Below are 22,166 nucleotides of genomic sequence, written 5' to 3'. Positions count from 1 at the left end.
CCCCTAAGTTGTTATCATTTACCAAAATCAAAACAAGTATAAAGAGGTATTATAGAAAATTAAGGGGTAGAAAAGATGGCGGAATCAGGAGTTATTGATAGAAAAGGCTAAAAATGATTAAGAAATATCTTAGAAAGGAACGGTAACAGTGCCTCAAGAGGTAATTGACAAAAATATGATTCATCCAAAAATTAAACACTTAAATGATAAACAAATTCAAAAATTGATAGAGAGATACTACAAGGAAGAAAGAATACAGTCCCTTATTGATGAATACAAGATAGACATAAGACCAAACGGGCTCGTAACGTTATTCCCGCCTATCATTTCAGAAAAAGTCTGTCCTTACTGCATGTCACACCTAGTAGAAAAACGCCGTTCTAGAAGCACGACAAGATCGCAAGAATGTTTGGAGTGTGGGCATTATGAAGGGCAGGCTACATGCATGTGCGATAATTGCTTCCAAATGCGAAAAAAAGAAATAGAAAACGAGAAGTGTATAAAATGCGAAAAAATAAAAGTGGCTTATGATCCTGAAAAGTTTAAAGCCATTACGGAGGAAAGTTTAACGAAAAAGCAACGTCTCTATCTGGCAAGTGTACTGAGGGCAGCGGTAAGCGAAGATTTTGGCTACATAAATCCTCTCAATGAATTTGCCGAGGTTATTTCGCCGACTCCAACATTAGCAATAGAGATGGTTACGGAGTTATTAGATTACCATATCATTATTCCTTATAGTGGTTCGACTTTGACTGCGTATAAAGAATCAAATCTTTTACCGAATATTTACAATGCTTTTAGTGTTTACTATTTATTGAATGTTGAATCTCCCAAAGAAAAGGAACATCTTATCCACTGTTTGTTGAATCCTGAACCAGCCATTTTTATAGAGGATCAGGAGTTTCGGTATGTAACATGGAAACGCATTGCCCGTGAAGAATGCATGCAATACTTAATTCACAGTCTAAAAAAAGTGGGTTTTGAATTTAATCCTGGCAAAAAAACGATTGCAGTTGTGAATGGGCTTCTTGATTACTTTTCAACATCCCAGATTTTCGGAATTATATTTCGGTCAATGGCTAACGGAACGAAATTATATCAGGAAAAAAAATAGAAAAAGAAAACGCAGCGAATTTCGTCATCAATCAATGTCAAACATATGGAGAACGAGCCATAGCGGAAGGATGGGATCTCACCCGATACAGAAGGGATTTTGATCTTCCACAAACTAAAATCAGTGAAATTTTTTATGATCGTTTGTTACAAATTGGATCTTTGGGCTTTGATCAGGTACCTACAAAAGACATCTGAAGCTAAAGAACTAAAAAAATTTCCTCACTCTGGAGTTCTGCGTGAAAAGGCATTAAGGAAGGCCTTTTTTTAAAAGGCTCTTTTCGCATAGGTTGTTGCTATTTTGCCCAGCTTATAGGAGGTGTAGATTCATTGCTCAAAAGGCTGGAAAAGGTCTTGTTAAAGCAAAAGAAATTGATGCAGTTATCGGAAGCTATATTGACCCGTCTTCATTGTTATGCACAGATGCAGCCAAAGCAGATAGACCATATGCTCCTCAACGCTTGCCAAAATTCCATTACTGTCTCTTACGTAGGTATAAAAAACAGCCATTCCAATTAGAAACGGCTGTTGTATTTAATCTCTTATTTACCTAAAAATCCACCTTCTGATTTGATAATTTGACCAGTAATCCATTCAGAGTCATTACTAGCCAAAAAGCAAATTAGTTTTGCAGCATCTGAAGGAACACCTACTCTACCCATTGGGAATAGATTTGATAAATGAGCTTTAATATCTTCATCCATCCAACCCGTATCAGTAGGACCAGGGTTAACAGAATTCACTGTTATTCCAATAGGAGCTAAACCTACCGATAATGGCTCAGTAATGGCAATAATGGCTCCTTTAGTGGCAATGTAAGCTAAGTTGTTAGGGTCTGGTCCACCTGAAACTAAGTTAATAATCCTGCCACCTTTTTGTCCTGAGAAGGTTTTTTCATACCTTTTTGCAAATTCTGTGCTTAATAAGATAGTGCCATAATTATTCACCTGATAATGTTGGTGAAGAATGTCAGCATTTAAACTTTTAAAGTCTGATGGCGATTCGTAAGTTGCATTATTTACAAGAATTGAGGGAGTCCCCATAGTTCTCTCTACTTCATTTAGTAGTTTCACTGAAGAGTCGGGTTCTGATAAATTCAATTCCATGTGGTAGCATCTAGTGCCTATAATGGCTAGTTTATCAGCTAAAAGCTTTGGAAACTCTAGTTCAATTCCATTTCCTTCATTCTCATCGAAAGGACTCCAATGAGTAAAGAAAATATCTGCACCAGCCTCTGCTAAAGACAAACAAACGGCTGCTCCAATTCCATTAGCTCGACTTGCTCCAGTCACAATCGCTATTTTACCTTTGAGATTTGTCAATATATACCCTCCAATAAGTAAAGTTAAATTAAGAGTAGATTATAGACATACTTTACTAATATTAGAGAGTTGCCATAAACAAATTCTCCTTCCTTACCTTTTATAAAGGCTTAGTATTATTTCATCACTATTATATAAGACAAGGAATATAAATACTCTTTATTTAATCCAATTAGCAACAGTGCTTACGAAAAGAGCCTTTTTATAAAACGATGTAGCCAGAATAAATGAGCACGGTTTGTCAGAAATCATTCGGATTTAAGGTTGTGTATGATTTAGGAAAATGAAAAACATAACTTATATAAATTGCAGTTAGTGGAGGTGTAATAATGTCTGGTTCAAACGGAGATTTTCACACTAAAAATGAAATAAAAAAACTTTCACACAATCAAAAGAGGGTGAAACACATGACCACAGTCCAAAGTTGGGAAACTGGTTTAGGGGTTCGTATTCCTAGCCAATTCGCAAAAGACCTTTCCATACAAAACGGTTCTCAAATTGAACTTGAACTCTTAGAACGCGGATTGATCATGCGCCCTACCATAAATAAACCAACGTTGGATGATTTGTTAGCACAAACGAAAGGAAAACCAAATCCACACTTAGATTATGACTTTGGACTTCCAAAGGGGAAGGAATTTAATTAAGTACACTCGGCATCTCAAGTCGCGACACAAAAAATTTAGAGGTGAAAAGTATCTATTGTATTGTTTTAACCTATAGGCATATAATCGGAAATCGGACTGTTTACAGTCAGACAGTCAACAAAAGATATGTAATAACAGCCCAAGTTAAATCACAGGTAGGAAGACGGGTATAGCAGGCACGAAACATCAGGAATACAGATCAGAATTACCATAATTGCTCATTTCGCACTTGTACTAACAGGAGCGATCTTTTATCAGGTCGCTTCTGTTTTTTAACTGTTTTTTAACACAATAGAACAGTCTCTGCAAAGGCAATTAGGCCATTACCGGTGTCGTATGTGTGTAACGTACAGTGAATAGCGGATCAATCTGATAATGGAACGTCGTAATCGCTCTATTTTGCTGTTGAAGTTGCTGGATTACCTCTGTGATCTCTTGGTTCGCTTCATCCGTCCCATGAGTGTTGACCTGATCTATCGATGCGCCCGTAGGGGTCAACACGGCCAAATCAACTTTACTTCCATTTCCCATCACCGTTCCATCAAACGGCAGACGGATTTGAAATTCAAATGTGTTCTGATCAGCTGGATGAACGTTATAAATCTTGTAATCATAATGAATCTCGTATACATGTTGACTCCCTACTTTCGCCAGCAATTGAAGCGGGGTCTTTATAAGTGCTGAACGAAGTAGCAACCGGGCTATATCCTGAGAGGTCTCCAGTGTATTACCAGAGGTTGCAGCCTCTACCACGTTGTCTGTGCCTGTCATTAGTTCAGAAGCGAGATACGGCCTGAATTCAAGTCCTTCCGACTTAATTAGAGCCATATGTACGTCTGACAATGAGTTACCGTTCGGAACATAATAATCATCCACCAATGGTCCATCTGTCATAATCGTGGTAAACACCGTAACCATGTCATGATTCCCACCATTAAAACGAGAATGGTCACGTACTAAAACTGTTGCTTGCTGAGAAATCAAATTCACCAAACCAATCACTCCTTATTTGTTACGTGGTAAAAGGAGACTGAAAATATGCAAAATGGTTAACTTTACCATATATAGCATAACTTATATGTAAAAAAAAGTAAACTGTTTAATAGATTGCAATGTTCCTGGTTTGTTCCTTTTTAGGGTCAAAATGTTCCTTTTTACCCCCGAAATGTTCCTTATTTGGACCAAAACAGGCCGGATTTCGAAGAAATGCGCAGCGAACCGGCCCGGTCTGGGCTGCCCGGAGTCACGCCAAAAAGGGTCAGATGCTACCATTTGTTCCTTTTTCACCCCGAATGTTCCTGCATTGCTCCTGGTTTTTCACGCCAAAAAGGAACGACTAAATCCTTATACATCAAGGGCTCAGAGAAACGTGTTCCTTTGTTCCTTCTTTTTTTAATCAAAGACTAGAAAAAATAAATATATATAGATGCATGTTACGCATATAAAGGTTTCCCGAAAAAACCAGGAACTAAGGAACATATCTCGATTCTAAACCATTATTGGCCTTTTAGTTTCCGTTTAATCGGAGATACCCTATGACTTCTTGAGAGCTATTCACCGCGTAAGTCCATAATTATTCAAGTGGTTTGCCCAATTGGTTTCTCAACTCGCTCGGCGTGAACCTCAATCTATATGATGTGACTCGTACATTTGTAAAACTAATCGAACATTCCTCTAAAATTTGTCTACTGGTTAAAAGCAAAATAAAGAGCAGTGAAAATATCGTACACTGCTTTTTCTCTAGCATATAGGTTGTTCAAGCACTGTCACTTTTATTGGTAGTGAAACACCCACTTTTAGAGCTCGCATTTTTGGCAGCGAAACGCCCTCTTTTAAAAATCACCTTTTCGGTTTCATAACAGGATAATTACATTCTCTTTAGATTATTATGATTTCCCTGCATTATTCAGTCAAGAGAAAAAACAAGTGTTAGTTAAAAAGAATTGCGCTCTGTAAGCATCTAAAACAACTGTAATGTATCTTTCCACTTCAATTCAAATTTAGTCTGTGAATATACCGTGCTCTTACGGATATACTTCGATCTTTCTCTCTGCACCGGGCCGCTGAATCAAAGCATTTTTGTTCACAAAAAAAGCTGGGCTAAACCAACCCGGCTTTTTCAGTATTTTTATTTACGGATATTGTTTATTTATGTTCCAGCCTTTTGTACGTAAGATACCGCCTGCCAGCGATTAATTTGTTTTAAATATAGTGTCACTTTTTATATTTACACATAAATTTTACTACATCCTCACGATCTACCAGCACCTTTCCTTCCAGCTCGATAACCGGTAATCCAAGCTTCTCTAATTTTTGCAAATAACAGAATGAAATGCCTATAAATTCACAGCATTGCTTTTTGGTCATGAATCTCCTCACTCCGCTATCCCGTTTAGCAGCTTCAAATGCCTCTTGACTAAGTTCATAAAAAAATTCGAAATATTTACCTTTAAACTCTTCTGAGACCTCCAGAGGAATGAATCCATCCATTCGTTTATCTCACCTCCCCCTATTATCTATCTTTACTTATTAAGTAATTTATTTGCTAACTTTATTATACAATAAATACCATTTATATACAATACTTTAGTTAGAAATATATTTACTTAGTAAATTAAATATGTGATAATAATTATATAAACTTAAAGGCGAGGTAACCTTAATGGACGCAAAAGAATTTGGCGCCAAACTTAAAGACATCCGGAAAGAGAAAAAACTAACACTGCTTGATTTAAAGGCGCGTACTGGCTACTCTGATTCATATTTATCACAAATTGAGAATGGCTATAAAGATTTGCCTAAACCTCCACTGTTAAAAAAGATCGCTGAAGGATTAGATGTATCCTACATCTACCTGATGAACTTAGCAGGTTATTCGGATTCATACGTAGGTGAAGACGACCTTTTTAAAGAAGAAAGATTCTTGAATAAAAGAAAAAACGTTAATGTGAAGCTCCCTTGCACTGAGGAATTGATATCACCAAATGGAGAGCAAAGTATTAGAGAATTATCAGACGACGAATTAAGAAGAAGATTATTTGACCTTAGCGATCTTCTAAATCTCAAGGTTGACTTGTATTATAAAAATGCTTATTTAACAGATGAGAAACGCAGAAAAGTTAAACTTATGCTTGAGTTAATCCTTGAATAAAGCACCTTCCTTTTCCTGTATATAGCCTGCCAGCGTATTGGAAAGGGACCTAATATGGCAAATATTAAAAAGTATACGAAGAAAGACGGTACAACCGCATATATGTTTAATGTGTATCTCGGCAAGGATCCGCTCACAGGTAAGAAAAAACGCACCACTCGGCGAGGATTCAAAACAAAAAAAGAAGCAAATATTGCGCTATCTAAATTAATGGTGGAAGTTAATGAGCTCGGGCTCCGTCAAAATGATCGAGTGACCTTTAAGGAAGTTTTTGAGGAATGGTTTAAGCAGCATCAGAAGGAAGTAAAGCCAACTACGGCGTACGCAATGGAGAGTAAATTCAGCCGGAGAATTCTCCCACTCTTCGGTCCAATTAAAATGAAAGATATTTCCCGTTCGCAATGTCAAAAAGCCATTAATACATGGGCCGAGGAGCTTAAGACCTTCAACGATTACAAGATCCAAGCAAACCAGGTCTTTCGTTATGCTATGAAAATGGATATTATAAAGCGCAACCCAATGGATTATGTCACGTTGCCTAAATTAAAGCATGAGTTGGAATATGATTCAGAACTTGAAGAGAGAAAGTATTACTACACACGAGAAGAGCTCAGGAACTTCCTGGAGGCGATTAAGGACGATGATATGTGTTATGCCATGTTTCGAGTTCTCGCCTTCACAGGGGCACGCAAGGGGGAGCTGTGTGCTCTGCATTGGTCCGACGTGGACTTTCATCACAAGAAAATCAGTTTGAAAAAGACACTTATTCACACTGGAGGCAAGAAGCAGCTTCAGACCTCGAAAACAAAGGCCTCTCGGCGAGTTGTTCGAGTGGATGATGAAACCCTAGCGATTTTGAAAAAATGGCGCAGCAGGCAAATACAGCGCTACCTGACGTTACAACTTGCCGATTGCTTTGAATCTGATGAAAAACAGCCTGTCTTCACAATCTATAACCAATCAAAACATAAAATGGATTATTGCCGACTGGCATTTTTGAACGAAAAGCTTGAGAGTATTTATCAAAAAAATCCGGATCTGCCTCAAATAAATGTTCACGCATTCAGGCATACACATGCCAGTTTGCTATTTGCAGCCGGTGCTTCCATCAAAGATGTACAAGCCCAGCTAGGTCACACAGATATTAAAACCACAATGGATATTTACACTCACGTGACTGAGGAAGCGAAAGAAAAAACTGCGGAAATGTTCCAGAAATATATGAAATTTTAGCTCGGGGTATTCAAGGGGTATTCAATTCCATCTCCGGACATGAAAAAACCCTCCTCGCTCCACTGGAGCAAAGAGGGTAAACATTGATATACGGGGTATATTAACGTTTTGAGAACTGAGGTGCACGGCGTGCGCCTTTAAGTCCGTATTTTTTACGCTCTTTCATACGTGCGTCACGAGTAAGAAGTCCTGCGCGCTTAAGAGTTGCACGGAATTCCGGATCTGCTTGAAGCAATGCACGAGAGATACCGTGGCGGATTGCGCCTGCCTGGCCTGCAAATCCACCGCCGTTTACGTTCACTAGTACATCGTAAGAAGAACCAGTTTCAGTCAAGTTAAGCGGCTGTTTTACGTCCTCGATTAGAGCTGCGAATGGGATGTATTCTGTAATGTCGCGTTTGTTAACAACGATTTTGCCTTCGCCGGGAATTAGGCGTACACGAGCAACGGAGCTCTTGCGGCGGCCAGTACCGTAATATTGAACCTGTGCCAAATTGATAACCTCCTTAATAATTAACCGCGAAGTTCGTAAACTTCAGGCTGTTGTGCTTGGTGTGGATGCTCTGCACCCGCGTAAACGTGCAATTTCTTGAAGATCTGACGTCCAAGGGAATTCTTTGGAAGCATTCCTTTGATCGCAAGTTCAAGCATTTTCTCAGCGTAGTTTGTACGCATTTCAAGAGCTGTTCTTGATTTAAGTCCGCCAGGGAATTGGCTGTGACGGTAGTAAATTTTATCAGTCAATTTCTTACCAGTCAGTTCAATTTTCTCAGCGTTGATGATGATCACGTGATCTCCAGTGTCTACATGTGGTGTAAAAGTCGGCTTGTGTTTGCCGCGAAGAATAGATGCAACTTCAGTAGAAAGACGGCCTAGAGTCTTGCCGGCTGCATCTACTACGTACCACTTACGGTCAACTTCGCTAGCTTTCGCCATATACGTTGTACGCATTAAATTTTCCCTCCTAATATCTTTCCATAAACGTTAGTTCCATTTTTATTTCAAAACACGATGAGCTTTCCGGGGCTTTATCGTGGGGATGAAATACATACCATATGATAGTTTATCTCAGTAATACCGCAATGTCAAGACAATGTTACACCTGGTTTAGTTGTCATAGAAAACTTTATACAGATACAATCCATGCCCCGGTGCGGTTTTCCCAGTTATCCTGCGATCCCCCGAGAGAATCATTCCAGGAATTTCCTCAGGATCGGTTAATCCGGTACCTGCGTCGATCAGCGTGCCCATGATAATCCGGACCATGTTATACAGAAAGCCATTGCCCCTTATGGACATAGTGAGCCGGGTGCCTTCTTCTGAAAATTCAATGGTGTCTATCGTCCGGACACGGTCCACTACTTCGGTTTTGGCTGAGCAGAATGCAGTGAAATCATGTGTCCCAAGTAAATGCTCTGCCGCCGCTCTCATCGCTTCAATGTTTAAAGGATGAGGATAGTGATACGCATAGTTTCTAAGAAACACATTCTGGACGGCAGAACGGTCTATCACGTACCGGTATTCCTTCCCTGTGGCTCCAAACCTTGCGTGGAAGCTCTCAGTTGTTTCTAAGGCCTCCAGGACCCTTATATCCTTTGCCAGAATGGTGTTGAGGGCCTTAGGCCATTTCTCCGCCGGAATGACGAGTGGTGTGTCAAAATGGATAACCTGCCCATATGCATGCACCTTGGCATCCGTCCGTCCGGAGGCAGAAACTTTGACCGCTTCCCCTTTATGGAGCTTCCCTAATGCCTGCTCCAGCTCTTCCTGTACTGTCCGGCCATTGGGCTGAACCTGATATCCGCTGAAATCCGTACCGTCGTATGCAATGATCATCTTTATTCTCATAGCATGCCGCCTAGGATCGGAACAGAAGGAGCAGAATGGTAAGGACGAGCAGCAGGACCATCAGGAACGAATCCTGCCTGTCCCATTTCAGCTGTCTGTACTTGGTGCGGCCTTCTCCACCCTGATATCCTCTTGCTTCCATTGCAGTGGCCAGCTCTTCCGCTCTTTTAAAAGCACTGATAAAGAGAGGAACGAGCAGTGGCACAATAGACTGAACTCGCTTTGCGATCGGTCCGGAGGAAAAGTCTACCCCGCGCGCCATCTGAGCCTTCATAATTTTGTCCGTTTCATCCGTCAGTGTCGGAATAAACCGTAAGGCTATGGACATCATCAGGGCAAGCTCATGAACAGGGAGCTTCATTTTTTTGAACGGATCCAAAAGATTCTCCATCCCGTCAGTCACCTCAATGGGGGTTGTTGTCAAGGTCAGAAGCGTTGTCATCAGGATGAGATACAAAAAGCGAAGCGAGATGAATATCCCTTGCCTCAAGCCCCCTTCATGCACAGACAGGAAGGAAAACTGGAAAAGGACCGGGCCTTCCTTTGTCAGGAAAATATGCAAAACAAAGGTGAAAAGAATAATCCATAGAATCGGCTTTAATCCTGATGCAAGAAACCTTGGCGGAAGTTTTGAGAGCGACACAACGAAAAGGGTAAACAGCCCTAATATCGCATAGGTAAGAATGTTGTTCGCCAAAAAGACAATGAATACAAATAGAAATACGAGCAGGAGCTTCGAACGCGGATCAAGTTTATGAACAAATGATTGTCCTGGAACGTATTTTCCGATAATCATGCCGTTCACTGGCCTCCCTCCTTTATATAAAAGGATTGAATGGCCCGAACCGTTTCCTCCATAGTAAGAGGATTGCCTTCAAGCTGGATGCCTAGCTTTGACTCAACAGCATGTTTAAACTGGACGGTCTCCGGAAGCCTTAATCCTGCTTCCCTCACTTTTTCAGAGGAAGCAAATACCTCTTGGGGCTTTCCTTTTAGCTTAACGGTTCCTTGATGAAGGACGATCAATTCATCAGCATAACCAGCTGCGTCCTCCATGCTGTGCGTGACAAGAATGGTCGTCAGCCCCTTATCCATATGAAGCTGATAAAACATGTTCATAATATCATGGCGGCCCCTGGGATCGAGTCCCGCCGTAGGCTCGTCCAAAACAATGACCTCCGGCTCCATTGCCAGCACTCCCGCTATTGCCGCTCTTCTCATCTGGCCTCCGCTTAAATCAAAGGGAGAACGTTCAAGAACTTCTTCCGGCAGGCCGACCATTTTGGCCATATGTCTGGCTTTTACCCTTGCTTCTTCTTCCGGCATGCCGAAATTCATAGGACCAAACATGATATCTTTTTCTACCGTTTCTTCAAAAAGCTGATGCTCTGGAAACTGAAATACAATTCCAACTTTTTTCCTTACAGCTTGTAATTTCTTAGCTTTCTCATTGGCCTGAATGGTTCGTTCCCCGAGGGTGATCGAACCGGATGTTGGCTTTAACAGCCCGTTTAGATGCAGCAGAAGCGTCGACTTCCCGGAGCCGGTGTGGCCGATGATCGCCGTATAGGAACCAGATTGAATGTGCATATCGATATCATAGATGGCACGTTTTTCAAAAGGGGTACGCGGATTGTACGTATGTTCTAAGCTTTTCGCTGTAATGTCCATAGCTCATCCACCAATCCTTGTTCTGTGAGGTGATTTTTCTGCAGCGGAATGCCCGCTTTTCGCAGTTCACGGCTTAGTTTATATGAAAACGGGAGATCGAGTCCAATCCGGGACAGCTCCTCTCCCATGGAGAAAATAGTTTCAGGTGTTCCCTCTTTCAGCTTCTTTCCCTTGTTCATCACAATGATGCGGTCTGCTTTCGAGGCCTCTTCCAGATCATGGGTAATGGAGATGACGGTAACTGCGCTTTGTTCATTCAAAAGGCGGACAGTGTCCATGACATCGCTTCGTCCGGCAGGGTCAAGCATAGAGGTTGCTTCGTCCAGAATCATAATCTGCGGTTTCACGGCCAGTACGCCTGCAATGGCGACACGCTGCTTTTGACCGCCTGACAGATGGTGCGGCTCTTGATCGAGAAAAGCATCCATCTTAACTTGCTTTGTTGCCCAATCCACCCGTTTAATCATCTCATCCCGGGGGATTCCGTTGTTTTCCAGACCAAAAGCCACATCATCCTTGACTGTAGTTCCCACAAACTGATTATCGGGGTTTTGAAAGACCATGCCGACTTTTTTTCGAACATCCCATATTGTATGTTCTGAAAGCTCGGTCCCATCAATGCTGACTTTTCCTTTAGAAGGCAGCAGCAATCCGTTCAGGATCCGGGCAAGGGTCGATTTTCCTGAACCGTTATGGCCTACAACAGCGAGCCATTCCCCTTCATAGATGCTCATGCTCACCTCATCTAAAGCAGGTTTTTCACGTTCCGGATAGGAAAAGGTTACATGTTCCACTCTTGCAATCTCTTTACGCATAGCCTGCTCCTCTCAACTCTTTCTAAAAATCGCTGTAAATAAAAAAAAACTCTACTAACTGGGATTGGCGGACAGAATCTGTCCGCCATGTTCTCAGTCGTATTCGGCTCCTTACAGCGTTACTGCTGTCTATCCGCCTATGAAGACCATGATGCTTCGGTCTCCATCGTAAAAAAGGGCAAATCAGCTTAAAGCTGTCCCGCCCTCTTTACATTACTTACACAAGCTCAATGATGACCATTGGAGCTCCGTCTCCGCGACGAGGTCCAAGTTTCATGATGCGAGTGTATCCGCCTTGACGTTCACCATAACGGCCTGCGATATCAGAGAAAAGTTTTTCCAAAGCATATACAGCTTTTTCTTTATCTTTTCCGTTTTTATCTTGACCTGCTGGTACCATTTCAGCAATTTCGTTGCGAACGAATGAAGCTGCCTGGCGGCGCGCATGAAGATCTCCGCGTTTTCCTAGAGTAATCATTTTATCAACAACGGAACGCAATTCTTTTGCACGAGCTTCAGTCGTTTCGATGCGCTCGTTGATAATTAGATCAGTAGCCAAGTCACGAAGCATTGCTTTACGTTGTGAGCTAGTGCGGCCCAATTTTCTGTATGACATGTGATGTCCCCTCCTTTGAATAGGCTTTGCGTGTGTTTAACACACAAATGACTAGCGAACCGGTCAGTCGTCTTTGCGAAGACCCAATCCAAGTTCATCTAGTTTCGCTTTAACTTCTTCAAGAGATTTGCGTCCAAGGTTGCGAACTTTCATCATATCTTCCTCTGTTTTGTTCGCAAGTTCCTGAACCGTATTGATTCCGGCACGTTTCAGACAGTTGTAGGAACGTACGGAGAGATCCAATTCTTCAATTGTCATCTCTAATACTTTCTCTTTTTGGTCTTCTTCTTTTTCAACCATAATCTCAGCATTTTGAGCTTCATCAGTCAAGCCGACAAAAATGTTCAGATGTTCAGTCAAAATTTTGGCGCCTAAGGCAACTGCCTCTTTAGGTCCATTGCTTCCGTCAGTCCAGACGTCAAGTGTAAGCTTATCAAAGTTAGCCACTTGTCCTACCCGGGTATTTTCTACTTGGTAGGATACGCGGGCAACCGGTGTATAGATAGAATCGATCGGGATGACTCCGATAGGCTGATCTTCGCGCTTGTTAGCATCAGCAGGAGTATATCCGCGTCCTCTTCTTGCAGTCAATCTCATTCGAAGCGTGGCATCTTTCGCCAGCGTTGCGATGTGAAGGTCAGGGTTCAGGATTTCAATATCGCTGTCATGAGTGATATCGGCTGCTGTAACAGCACCTTCTCCTTGAATATCAATCTCAAGTGTTTTTTCTTCTTCGGAATAGATTTTAAGAGCAAGCTTCTTAACGTTTAAGATAATAGAAGTAACATCTTCTACGACGCCTTCAATCGTCGAAAATTCATGCAGGACACCGTCGATTTGGATCGATGTTACAGCAGCACCTGGGAGTGAGGACAACAAAATACGACGTAAGGAGTTACCCAAAGTTGTACCATATCCGCGCTCGAGTGGTTCGACGACGAATTTGCCGTACTTGGCATCTTCGCTGATTTCAACCGTTTCGATTTTTGGTTTTTCAATCTCAATCATTCAATAAAACCCTCCTTCAAAACGTCGAAACCCCGGTTAAAGATTTAGCAGCTAAACCCAACCGAAATTCCCCATTGTAATGTCCCGATTGTGCACAGCAGCAGAATTGGGAAATTCTGCTTTCAATTATATACTGTATCATAACCCATTATAGACAGGGATACGAAATCTATACAGAAAATTTACACACGACGGCGTTTTGGCGGACGGCATCCATTATGAGGAACTGGAGTAACATCTCTGATTGCAGTTACTTCTAGACCAGCAGCTTGAAGAGCACGGATTGCAGCTTCACGGCCGGCACCAGGACCTTTAACGGTTACTTCCAAAGTTTTCAAACCATGTTCGATGGAAGTTTTTGCTGCAGTTTCAGCAGCCATTTGGGCAGCAAAAGGAGTAGATTTACGTGAACCTCTGAATCCTAAAGCACCTGCGCTTGACCAAGATACCGCGTTTCCGTGAGTATCAGTGATCGTAACGATTGTATTGTTAAACGTTGAGCGGATATGAGCAATACCAGCTTCAATATTCTTTTTTACACGGCGTTTACGCGTGTTTGTTTTACGTTGTGCCATAGAGCTTTAACCTCCTTTACCTTATTTCTTTTTGTTCGCAACAGTACGGCGTGGGCCTTTACGTGTACGAGCATTGTTTTTAGTGTTTTGTCCGCGAACAGGTAAACCGCGGCGGTGGCGAAGACCACGGAAGCTTCCGATTTCGATAAGACGCTTGATGTTAAGGGAGATTTCGCGGCGAAGGTCTCCTTCTACTTTCAGCTTATCAATTACTTCACGGATTTTTCCAAGTTCTTCTTCGGTAAGATCGCGTACACGAGTATCCTCAGAAACTCCAGCTTCAGCAAGAACCTTCTGAGCAGTTGTACGGCCAATCCCGAAAATGTAAGTTAATGAAATTACAACGCGCTTTTCGCGTGGAATATCTACACCAGCAATACGAGCCATTTGTCAGTGCACCTCCTTATGTTTTATCCTTGTTTTTGTTTATGCTTTGGATTCTCACAAATAACCATGACTTTTCCTTTTCTGCGAATAACTTTACATTTTTCGCAAATCGGTTTCACGGACGGTCTAACCTTCATGTGTTTTCCAACCTCCTTGATAGTTCGGAGTGCTTTTATTTAAAACGGTACGTAATTCTGCCACGGGTCAAATCGTACGGAGATAATTCTACCGTAACTTTGTCTCCAGGTAAAATACGAATGAAATGCATGCGGATCTTTCCTGAGACATGCGCCAAGACTGTATGACCGTTCTCAAGTTCTACTTTAAACATCGCATTAGGCAGCGTCTCTTGGACAGTACCTTCAACTTCAATTACATCATCTTTAGCCATTAAGTTGTTCTCCCTTCTTCAAATCAGCAACCTGACAAACTGGCAATTCCATATAGCCGGCAGCTATAGAAGGATTGCCGCTTTATTTACACTGCTCTGAACTTCCGGAGATACGCAATTAAAGAACTTAAAGTGGTGGATGTGTTCTGGGGAGAATGAAACTTCCGTTTGTCTCCATCTGCCACTATAACGAGACTCAAACTTCCGGAGTTCTGCTTCCGTCTGCAGTCTGTTAAAGCGTCATCGCCTTTTTTTGCATTTAAGCTTTTGTTAGGATTTCATAACCAGTTTCAGTGATGGCAATCGTATGCTCAAAATGAGCGCACTTTTTACCATCGACAGTTACAACCGTCCAGTTATCCTGAAGGGTTCTAACGTATCTTGAACCCGCGTTGACCATCGGTTCAATTGCCAGAACCATGCCGGGTTTCAGCCTAGGCCCTTTGCCTGGCGGTCCAAAGTGAGGAATTTGCGGATCTTCATGAAGTTCCTGTCCTACACCATGCCCAACATATTCTCTGACGATTGAAAATCCTTCGCCTTCTGCATAGAGCTGGATAGCATGAGAGATGTTTGATAAACGATCTCCAGGCTTAGCTTCATTCAGCCCTCTATATAAAGACTCTTCTGTAACGTCCAGCAGCTTTTGCGTTTCTTCGGAAATGGCGCCTACCGGATATGTCCAGGCTGAGTCACCGTGATAGCCATTATACTTAGCACCGATATCGATGCTGATAATGTCTCCTTCATTTAACACCCGGTCGCCCGGAATGCCGTGAACGAGCTCTTCGTTGACAGAAGCACATATGCTTCCGCGGAATCCATTATACCCTTTGAAGGAAGGAATTGCATGATGCATGCGTATAAACTTTTCGGCAATACTATCCAATTCTTTCGTCGTAATACCGGGCTGGATATATTTTTTTAATTCCTGATGGGTCAGTGCAACGATCCGGCCAGCTTCCTTCATGATTTCAATCTCACGCGGAGTCTTGCAGATGATCATTCAGCTGATCCCCCAAGCAGGGCTTTGATATCTGTAAACACTTTACGGATATCCTGCTGCCCGTCGATCTGTCTTACATAGCCTTTCTGGCTATAGTAGTCTAGAAGCGGCTTGCTTTGTTTCACGTTAACTTCCAAACGGTTAGAAACCGTTTCTTCGTTGTCATCGGCGCGCTGATATAGCTCTCCGCCACATTTGTCGCAAACACCCTCTTTTGCAGGAGGATTAAAGACTAAGTGGTAAGTAGCTCCGCAATCTTTGCATATGCGGCGGCCGGTCAATCGTTCCATAAGGATGCTCTTATCCACATCGATATTAATCACGTGGTCAAGCTTTTTGCCAAGATCAGAGAGAATCGTTTCCAGTGCCTCTGCCTGTGCTACGGTACGGGGAAAACCATCAAGCAAGAAACCTTTTTCACAATCATCTTTGCCCAATCTTTCGCGAACAATACCGATTGTCACTTCGTCAGGTACAAGCTCGCCCTTATCCATGAAGGATTTTGCCTGAAGACCTAATTCCGTTTCTTCCTTTATTGCTGCTCGGAACATATCTCCAGTTGAGATATGAGGGATTTGATATTCTTCTGTGATTTGTTCTGCCTGAGTTCCTTTACCGGCACCGGGCAGACCCATTAATACTAGATTCATCCGATTTCCCCCTCAGTCTCTATATAAAGGGAATGGGCGCAGCTGCGTCCCATTACCTTACTGTTTAATAAAGCCTTTGTAATTACGTTTTACAAGCTGGCTTTCCAGCCCTTTCATTGTCTCAAGCGCAACTCCGATTACAATCAGCAAGCTTGTTCCGCCAATCTGTGCGGATTGGGGAAGACCGGCAAATGCAATAAACAGAGTAGGAAGAGTGGCAATGACTGCAAGGAAAATAGCGCCGACAAATGTTAAACGGTACAAAACCTTTGTTAAATATTCCTGTGTGCTTTTTCCGGGACGAATCCCTGGTACATATCCGCCCTGCTTCTTTAAGTTATCGGCCATCTGTTCAGGATTAACCTGGACGAACGCATAGAAATACGTGAAGGCGACAATCAAAGCAACGTAGATGGTGGCTCCAATCGGATGAGTTGTTGTGAGATTGGTCGTGATCCAGCTCGTCACAGCATTTTCTCCGAAGAAATTAGCGATCGTCGGCGGTGTAATCAGGAATGATACCGCGAAGATTACAGGAATTACGCCTGCAGGATTCACTTTCAGCGGAAGGTGAGTGGACTGGCCGCCACCTTGCGGACCTGAACCTGATGCCCTTTTAGCGTATTGAATAGGGATTTTGCGAAGTGCCTGCTGCACGAAGATTGTTCCGACAATAATAGCCAGGACGGCAATCACAAGCAGGATCAGGATCACTATTCGCAAGAACAGCTGATCTCCCGCATCAGTAAATAACTGAGCATAAATCTGGTTGAGAGTAGTAGGAATTGCTGCAACAATTCCGGCAAATATGATGATGGAGATACCGTTCCCCACACCCTTTGCCGTGATCTGCTCCCCAAGCCACATCAAGAAAGCAGTACCTGCTGTTAGGACCACTGCTATCAGGAGATAGGAAGGTACACCAGCGTTCTCAATCAATGTGCCGCCAAGCAGGTTGTTAAACCCGATCGACATACCAATTGCCTGGATAAAACCAAGAACAATGGTGAAATATCTCGTAAATTGAGCCAATTTACGTCTTCCAACTTCACCTTGCTTAGACCACTCCGTGAACTTCGGTACTACATCCATTTGAAGGAGCTGAACAATAATGGAGGCGGTGATATACGGCATAATTCCCATTGCAAGAATGGAGTAATTAAACAGTGCTCCCCCGCCAAATGTGTTCAAGACTCCGAAAACGCTCATTTGATCCTGGGCAGCAAGGGCTTCCGTGTTGACTCCAGGAACAGGGATGAATGTCCCGATACGAAATACGATAAGCATTAAAAGAGTGAATATAATTTTGTTTCTTATATCACTCACGCGCATGAAATTGGAGATTGTTTTAAACATTAGATCACCTCAGCTGTACCGCCGGCAGCTTCAATTGCTTCTTTCGCGGAAGAGGAGAATTTGTTCGCTTTTACAGTGAGTTTCTTCTCGATGCTGCCTTCGCCAAGAATCTTCACGCCGGCTTTTGTGCTGCTAAGCACGCCAGTTTCAAGAAGAAGCTCAGGAGTAACTTCTGCACCATCCTCGAAACGGTTCAGTCTGTCAAGGTTAACAACCGCGTACTCTTTGCGGTTGATATTCTTGAATCCGCGTTTAGGCAAACGTCTGAATAGTGGAGTTTGACCACCCTCGAATCCAGGACGAACACCTCCGCCAGAACGGGCGTTTTGACCTTTATGACCTTTACCAGCGGTTTTACCGTTGCCAGATCCGATTCCACGGCCTAAACGATTGCGTTCGCGGCGTGAACCTTCTGCTGGTTTCAATTCATGAAGTTTCATCAGGACACCTCCTTATTTATCGAACAAATACGATTATTGTTCTTTTACTGATACCAAGTGTGATACTTTGTTGATCATGCCGCGGATAGCCGCGTTGTCTTCGTGTACCACTGTTTGGTGCATTTTGCGCAAGCCAAGTGTTTTAACTGTTACACGCTGGTTTTCAGGACGTCCGATAACACTGCGAGTAAGGGTGATCGCTAATTTGTTTGCCATTATCTTTCCCCCCTTATCCTAACAGTTCTTCTACAGATTTTCCACGAAGCTTAGCAACTTCTTCAGCTTTCTTAAGTTGCTTTAAGCCTTCAAGTGTCGCACGAACCATGTTGATTGGTGTGTTGGAGCCCAGGGATTTAGATAGGATGTCACCTACACCTGCAAGCTCAAGCACTGCACGAACTGGTCCGCCTGCGATAACTCCGGTACCTTCTGAAGCAGGCTTCAGCAGGATGTTGCCGGCTCCGAAACGTCCGATCACTTCGTGTGGAATGGATGTACCTACCATTGGTACAGTAACTAGGTTCTTTTTCGCATCTTCAATTGCTTTACGGATTGCTTCTGGCACCTCTTGCGCTTTACCTGTACCGAATCCAACTCGGCCATTCTTGTCGCCTACAACAACAAGTGCAGCAAAACGGAAGCGACGACCACCTTTAACAACCTTAGCAACGCGGTTTACGGTAACTACACGTTCTTCAAACTCTGATTTAACTGAGTCATTACGACGCATACTGTGTTTCCCTCCTTTTCCTATTAAAATTCAAGTCCAGCTTCGCGGGCAGCGTCAGCAAGAGCTTTGATACGACCGTGGTAAAGGTATCCTCCACGATCAAATACGATAGATTTATGACCTTTATCAACAGCACGCTTTGCAACAAGCTCTCCAACTTTTTGAGCTGCATCAAGGTTTGCAGTAGATTCAAGATTTAAATCTTTCTCCATGGAAGAAGCACTAACGATGGTTACACCGTTTGTATCGTCGATCAGTTGAGCATAAATATGTTTATTTGAACGGAACACATTCAGACGAGGTCTTTCAGCTGTCCCGAATAGCTTTGAACGTACGCGGGCATGTCTTCTTTTACGCACAGAATTTTTGCTAGCTTTAGTGATCATCAGGGTCACTCCTTTCTTAGCCATTAAGCGGCATTACTTCGCAGTTTTACCTTCTTTACGGCGTACAAATTCACCTTCATAGCGAATACCTTTGCCTTTGTAAGGCTCAGGTGGACGAGTAGCACGGATGTTAGAAGCGATAGCTCCTACGCGCTCTTTGTCTGTACCTTTAACGATAACTTTCGTTTGAGTAGGCACTTCGATTTCGATTCCTTGTTCTGGTGTAATCTCAACAGGGTGAGAGTAGCCAACGTTCAGGATCAGTTTGTTTCCTGATTTAGAAGCACGGTAACCTACACCGACAAGCTCCAAGCCTTTTTCAAACCCTTTGGAAACACCTTCTACCATGTTTCCGATGATGCTGCGGGTTGTACCGTGAAGGGCACGGTGATCTTTATGATCGGAAGGACGGCTGACCGTTAGTACGTTTTCCTCGATGGAAATCGTAATGTCCGGGTGGAATGTGCGAGTCAATTCCCCTTTAGGACCTTTAACGGTAACCGTGTTCTCGTTCATTTTGATTGTAACATCAGATGGGATCTCAAGCAGTTTTTTACCGACACGAGACATAATTTACACCTCCATTCTTATTAACTTATTACCAAACGTATGCTAGTACTTCTCCGCCAGCTTGTTTAGCACGGGCTTCTTTGTCAGTGATGACACCTTGAGAAGTTGAGATGATTGCGATTCCAAGGCCGTTAAGTACGCGAGGTACTTCAGTCGCTTTCGCATAAACGCGAAGACCAGGCTTACTGATTCTTTTTAGACCAGTGATAACGCGCTCGTTGTTTGAACCGTATTTAAGGAAGATGCGGATAACACCTTGTTTGTTGTCTTCGACGTATTCTACGTCACGGACAAAACCTTCACGCTTCAAGATTTCAGCAATCTCTTTTTTGATTTTTGAAGCAGGAACTTCCAGCTTCTCATGACGTACCATATTCGCATTACGGATGCGAGTAAGCAAATCTGCAATCGGATCTGTCATAACCATTGTTAAATTACCTCCTTCCCGTTATGGGGTATTACCAGCTAGCTTTCTTAACGCCAGGAATTTGTCCTTTATAAGCAAGTTCACGGAAACAAATACGGCAAAGTTTAAATTTGCGAATCACAGAATGTGGACGTCCGCAGCGTTCGCAGCGAGTATATGCCTGAACGTTAAACTTTGGAGAGCGTTTTTGTTTCGCGATCATAGATTTTTTGGCCACGATTTCGCCTCCCTTTACGATTATTTTTGGAATGGCATTCCAAACTGGGTAAGTAGTTCACGAGCTTCTTCGTCTGTATTAGCAGTTGTAACAATAACGATATCCATACCGCGAACCTTAGTAACTTGATCGTAATCAATTTCAGGGAAGATCAATTGCTCTTTAACACCTAGAGTGTAGTTGCCGCGTCCGTCGAAAGACTTTTTGGAAATTCCGCGGAAGTCACGTACACGTGGTAAAGAAACAGATACCAATTTGTCCAGGAATTCGTACATGCGCTCGCCGCGAAGTGTTACTTTCGCACCGATCGGCATGCCTTCACGAAGACGGAAACCGGCGATTGATTTTTTCGCACGGGTGATAACCGGCTTTTGACCAGCGATCGCAGTAAGCTCTTCAACAGCGTTGTCCAAAGATTTGGAGTTTGCTACTGCTTCACCCACACCCATGTTAATCACGATTTTTTCAAGTTTAGGAACTTGCATTACGGATTTATAGCTAAACTTGCTCATTAGAGCAGGAGTTACTTCTTTTACAAACTTTTCTTTAAGGCGGTTCATATGATAGACCTCCCTTCCTTAGTTACTATTTATCTAGAGATTCACCAGATTTTTTTGCAACACGTATTCTTTTGCCGTCAACCATTTTAGAACCTACACGAGTTGGTTCTCCGCTTTTAGGGTCAATCAGCATTACGTTGGATACATGGATTGGCGACTCTTGGCTGACGATTCCGCCTTGAGTGTTTGTTTGTGTTGGTTTAGAGTGTTTTTTTACAACATTCACACCTTCAACCAGCACACGGTCTTTCTTAGGGTAAGCTTCAAGCACTTTACCTTGCTTGCCTTTATCCTTACCAGAGATAACCATTACATTATCACCTTTTTTAACATGCATCTTGTCCGCACCTCCTTAGTAAGGCAATAAATTTTAATTAAAGAACTTCTGGAGCCAGGGAAACAATCTTCATAAAGCTGTTTTCACGCAGCTCACGAGCAACTGGTCCGAAAATACGCGTTCCGCGCGGGCTTTTGTCATCACGGATGATTACACAAGCATTTTCATCGAAACGAATGTAAGAACCGTCAGTACGGCGTGCACCGCTCTTTGTACGAACGATAACAGCCTTAACTACGTCTCCTTTTTTAACAACGCCTCCTGGTGTTGCTTGTTTAACCGTACACACGATTACATCACCAATGTTAGCTGTTTTACGTCCGGATCCGCCAAGGACTTTAATTGTTAGTACTTCACGTGCTCCAGAGTTGTCAGCAACTTTTAAGCGAGATTCTTGTTGAATCATTCACGTTACCTCCCTTCGGAATTCACTATCCGAACATTTATTAGATAATAACAGCTTCTTCAACGATTTCTACAAGACGGAAACGTTTTGTCGCAGATTGCGGACGAGTCTCCATGATTCTTACGATATCGCCAATTTTAGCTTGGTTTTCTTCGTCATGCGCTTTGAACTTCTTAGAGTACTTTACGCGTTTGCCGTATAGAGAATGAGTTTTGTAAGTTTCAACTAGAACAGTGATGGTTTTATCCATTTTGTCGGATACAACACGGCCAGTGTATACCTTACGCTGGTTGCGTTCACTCAT

Annotated in this window: 33 protein-coding genes and 1 pseudogene; 5 read left to right on the top strand and 29 right to left on the bottom strand. The window is 42.7% G+C overall.

Annotated features, from left to right (window positions below; translation table 11 throughout):
• Positions 1-148 precede the first annotated feature (148 nt).
• Positions 149-1,114 carry a hypothetical protein gene (locus tag ACQCVE_RS16735; protein WP_426863438.1) on the top strand — a complete coding sequence of 322 codons (966 nt, stop codon included), beginning with the start codon at positions 149-151 and terminating at the stop codon, positions 1,112-1,114.
• Between the two features lie 313 nt (positions 1,115-1,427).
• Positions 1,428-1,565 (top strand): annotated as a pseudogene (locus ACQCVE_RS16730) (IS1595 family transposase); the annotation flags it as partial.
• Between the two features lie 90 nt (positions 1,566-1,655).
• On the opposite strand, the gene ACQCVE_RS16725 reads toward ACQCVE_RS16730, so the two are convergent.
• A complete protein-coding gene (locus tag ACQCVE_RS16725) occupies positions 1,656-2,435 on the bottom strand; it encodes an SDR family oxidoreductase (RefSeq protein ID WP_426846637.1) in 780 nt (259 codons plus the stop codon).
• Positions 2,436-2,764: 329 nt separating this feature from the next.
• Here ACQCVE_RS16725 and ACQCVE_RS16720 point away from each other — a divergent pair, with 329 nt between their 5' ends.
• Positions 2,765-3,082: an AbrB/MazE/SpoVT family DNA-binding domain-containing protein gene (locus ACQCVE_RS16720; protein WP_426846639.1), complete on the top strand. Its 318-nt coding sequence runs from the start codon at positions 2,765-2,767 to the stop codon at positions 3,080-3,082.
• Positions 3,083-3,397: 315 nt separating this feature from the next.
• Here ACQCVE_RS16720 and ACQCVE_RS16715 read toward each other — a convergent pair whose 3' ends face one another.
• Positions 3,398-4,075, bottom strand: a complete 678-nt coding sequence (locus tag ACQCVE_RS16715) for a hypothetical protein (RefSeq protein ID WP_426846641.1) — start codon at positions 4,073-4,075, stop codon at positions 3,398-3,400.
• A gap of 1,221 nt (positions 4,076-5,296) precedes the next feature.
• Positions 5,297-5,572: a hypothetical protein gene (locus ACQCVE_RS16710; protein WP_426846643.1), complete on the bottom strand. Its 276-nt coding sequence runs from the start codon at positions 5,570-5,572 to the stop codon at positions 5,297-5,299.
• 172 nt (positions 5,573-5,744) lie between these two features.
• Here ACQCVE_RS16710 and ACQCVE_RS16705 point away from each other — a divergent pair, with 172 nt between their 5' ends.
• Together ACQCVE_RS16705 and ACQCVE_RS16700 are read left to right on the top strand one after the other, a co-directional pair.
• Positions 5,745-6,233, top strand: coding sequence for a helix-turn-helix domain-containing protein (locus ACQCVE_RS16705; RefSeq protein ID WP_426846645.1), 489 nt, complete (start codon positions 5,745-5,747; stop codon positions 6,231-6,233).
• Between the two features lie 54 nt (positions 6,234-6,287).
• The gene (locus tag ACQCVE_RS16700) at positions 6,288-7,466 is read left to right on the top strand and encodes a tyrosine-type recombinase/integrase (protein WP_426846647.1); all 1,179 of its coding nucleotides are present in this window, start codon (positions 6,288-6,290) and stop codon (positions 7,464-7,466) included.
• A 100-nt stretch (positions 7,467-7,566) separates the two neighbouring features.
• Here ACQCVE_RS16700 and rpsI read toward each other — a convergent pair whose 3' ends face one another.
• The 26 genes from rpsI to rpsQ form a co-directional block, all read right to left on the bottom strand.
• The gene (gene rpsI, locus ACQCVE_RS16695; protein ID WP_426846649.1) at positions 7,567-7,959 is read right to left on the bottom strand and encodes a 30S ribosomal protein S9; all 393 of its coding nucleotides are present in this window, start codon (positions 7,957-7,959) and stop codon (positions 7,567-7,569) included.
• Between the two features lie 20 nt (positions 7,960-7,979).
• Positions 7,980-8,417, bottom strand: coding sequence for a 50S ribosomal protein L13 (rplM, locus tag ACQCVE_RS16690; RefSeq protein WP_123913243.1), 438 nt, complete (start codon positions 8,415-8,417; stop codon positions 7,980-7,982).
• Positions 8,418-8,573: 156 nt separating this feature from the next.
• A complete protein-coding gene (truA, locus tag ACQCVE_RS16685) occupies positions 8,574-9,314 on the bottom strand; it encodes a tRNA pseudouridine(38-40) synthase TruA (protein WP_426846651.1) in 741 nt (246 codons plus the stop codon).
• 10 nt (positions 9,315-9,324) lie between these two features.
• Positions 9,325-10,110 (bottom strand): energy-coupling factor transporter transmembrane component T family protein, encoded by a 786-nt coding sequence (locus ACQCVE_RS16680; RefSeq protein WP_426863445.1) that lies wholly within the window; start codon positions 10,108-10,110, stop codon positions 9,325-9,327.
• Positions 10,111-10,115: 5 nt separating this feature from the next.
• On the bottom strand, positions 10,116-10,985 hold the full coding sequence (locus ACQCVE_RS16675; protein ID WP_426863437.1) for an energy-coupling factor ABC transporter ATP-binding protein: 870 nt from the start codon (positions 10,983-10,985) through the stop codon (positions 10,116-10,118).
• Positions 10,961-11,800 carry an energy-coupling factor ABC transporter ATP-binding protein gene (locus ACQCVE_RS16670; RefSeq protein ID WP_426863436.1) on the bottom strand — a complete coding sequence of 280 codons (840 nt, stop codon included), beginning with the start codon at positions 11,798-11,800 and terminating at the stop codon, positions 10,961-10,963. Before ACQCVE_RS16670 ends, ACQCVE_RS16675 begins: the two co-directional genes overlap by 25 nt.
• A 217-nt stretch (positions 11,801-12,017) precedes the next feature.
• Positions 12,018-12,416, bottom strand: coding sequence for a 50S ribosomal protein L17 (rplQ, locus tag ACQCVE_RS16665; protein WP_426846659.1), 399 nt, complete (start codon positions 12,414-12,416; stop codon positions 12,018-12,020).
• A gap of 63 nt (positions 12,417-12,479) precedes the next feature.
• Positions 12,480-13,424, bottom strand: a complete 945-nt coding sequence (locus tag ACQCVE_RS16660) for a DNA-directed RNA polymerase subunit alpha (protein ID WP_123913237.1) — start codon at positions 13,422-13,424, stop codon at positions 12,480-12,482.
• Positions 13,425-13,606: 182 nt separating this feature from the next.
• On the bottom strand, positions 13,607-13,999 hold the full coding sequence (gene rpsK, locus ACQCVE_RS16655) for a 30S ribosomal protein S11 (protein ID WP_035406857.1): 393 nt from the start codon (positions 13,997-13,999) through the stop codon (positions 13,607-13,609).
• Between the two features lie 21 nt (positions 14,000-14,020).
• Entirely contained in the window at positions 14,021-14,386 is a 366-nt protein-coding gene (gene rpsM / locus ACQCVE_RS16650; protein WP_426846662.1) for a 30S ribosomal protein S13, read from the bottom strand.
• A 23-nt stretch (positions 14,387-14,409) separates the two neighbouring features.
• Complete coding sequence (rpmJ, locus tag ACQCVE_RS16645) at positions 14,410-14,523, bottom strand: 50S ribosomal protein L36 (RefSeq protein ID WP_003156543.1); 114 nt, start codon at positions 14,521-14,523, stop codon at positions 14,410-14,412.
• 35 nt (positions 14,524-14,558) lie between these two features.
• Positions 14,559-14,777: a translation initiation factor IF-1 gene (gene infA / locus ACQCVE_RS16640; protein WP_028390440.1), complete on the bottom strand. Its 219-nt coding sequence runs from the start codon at positions 14,775-14,777 to the stop codon at positions 14,559-14,561.
• Positions 14,778-15,036: 259 nt separating this feature from the next.
• Positions 15,037-15,783: a type I methionyl aminopeptidase gene (gene map, locus ACQCVE_RS16635; protein WP_426863435.1), complete on the bottom strand. Its 747-nt coding sequence runs from the start codon at positions 15,781-15,783 to the stop codon at positions 15,037-15,039.
• Positions 15,780-16,433: an adenylate kinase gene (locus ACQCVE_RS16630; protein ID WP_426846668.1), complete on the bottom strand. Its 654-nt coding sequence runs from the start codon at positions 16,431-16,433 to the stop codon at positions 15,780-15,782. Before ACQCVE_RS16630 ends, map begins: the two co-directional genes overlap by 4 nt.
• Positions 16,434-16,490: 57 nt before the next feature.
• Positions 16,491-17,789: a preprotein translocase subunit SecY gene (gene secY / locus ACQCVE_RS16625; RefSeq protein WP_426846670.1), complete on the bottom strand. Its 1,299-nt coding sequence runs from the start codon at positions 17,787-17,789 to the stop codon at positions 16,491-16,493.
• On the bottom strand, positions 17,789-18,229 hold the full coding sequence (gene rplO / locus ACQCVE_RS16620; protein WP_426846672.1) for a 50S ribosomal protein L15: 441 nt from the start codon (positions 18,227-18,229) through the stop codon (positions 17,789-17,791). Before rplO ends, secY begins: the two co-directional genes overlap by 1 nt.
• A gap of 33 nt (positions 18,230-18,262) precedes the next feature.
• Complete coding sequence (gene rpmD, locus ACQCVE_RS16615) at positions 18,263-18,445, bottom strand: 50S ribosomal protein L30 (RefSeq protein ID WP_426846674.1); 183 nt, start codon at positions 18,443-18,445, stop codon at positions 18,263-18,265.
• A gap of 13 nt (positions 18,446-18,458) precedes the next feature.
• Positions 18,459-18,959: a 30S ribosomal protein S5 gene (rpsE, locus tag ACQCVE_RS16610; protein WP_426846676.1), complete on the bottom strand. Its 501-nt coding sequence runs from the start codon at positions 18,957-18,959 to the stop codon at positions 18,459-18,461.
• 23 nt (positions 18,960-18,982) lie between these two features.
• Complete coding sequence (rplR, locus tag ACQCVE_RS16605) at positions 18,983-19,345, bottom strand: 50S ribosomal protein L18 (RefSeq protein WP_426846678.1); 363 nt, start codon at positions 19,343-19,345, stop codon at positions 18,983-18,985.
• Positions 19,346-19,378: 33 nt separating this feature from the next.
• Positions 19,379-19,915 (bottom strand): 50S ribosomal protein L6, encoded by a 537-nt coding sequence (rplF, locus tag ACQCVE_RS16600; protein WP_426846680.1) that lies wholly within the window; start codon positions 19,913-19,915, stop codon positions 19,379-19,381.
• Positions 19,916-19,943: 28 nt separating this feature from the next.
• On the bottom strand, positions 19,944-20,342 hold the full coding sequence (gene rpsH, locus ACQCVE_RS16595) for a 30S ribosomal protein S8 (protein WP_123913230.1): 399 nt from the start codon (positions 20,340-20,342) through the stop codon (positions 19,944-19,946).
• Positions 20,343-20,373: 31 nt separating this feature from the next.
• Positions 20,374-20,559 carry a type Z 30S ribosomal protein S14 gene (locus tag ACQCVE_RS16590; RefSeq protein WP_082883739.1) on the bottom strand — a complete coding sequence of 62 codons (186 nt, stop codon included), beginning with the start codon at positions 20,557-20,559 and terminating at the stop codon, positions 20,374-20,376.
• Between the two features lie 20 nt (positions 20,560-20,579).
• Complete coding sequence (gene rplE, locus ACQCVE_RS16585; protein WP_426846683.1) at positions 20,580-21,119, bottom strand: 50S ribosomal protein L5; 540 nt, start codon at positions 21,117-21,119, stop codon at positions 20,580-20,582.
• A gap of 25 nt (positions 21,120-21,144) precedes the next feature.
• Complete coding sequence (gene rplX / locus ACQCVE_RS16580) at positions 21,145-21,456, bottom strand: 50S ribosomal protein L24 (protein ID WP_426846685.1); 312 nt, start codon at positions 21,454-21,456, stop codon at positions 21,145-21,147.
• Between the two features lie 37 nt (positions 21,457-21,493).
• Positions 21,494-21,862, bottom strand: coding sequence for a 50S ribosomal protein L14 (gene rplN, locus ACQCVE_RS16575; RefSeq protein ID WP_426846687.1), 369 nt, complete (start codon positions 21,860-21,862; stop codon positions 21,494-21,496).
• Positions 21,863-21,902: 40 nt separating this feature from the next.
• Positions 21,903-22,166 (bottom strand): 30S ribosomal protein S17, encoded by a 264-nt coding sequence (gene rpsQ, locus ACQCVE_RS16570; protein WP_035406815.1) that lies wholly within the window; start codon positions 22,164-22,166, stop codon positions 21,903-21,905.

The sequence above is a fragment of the Metabacillus sp. 113a genome (genome assembly GCF_050107635.1).
In the GTDB taxonomy this organism is placed as follows: Bacteria; Bacillota; Bacilli; order Bacillales; family Bacillaceae; genus Metabacillus_B.
The sequence above is the reverse complement of the archived record's forward strand: the minus strand, read 5'-3'. Positions and strand labels throughout refer to the sequence as shown.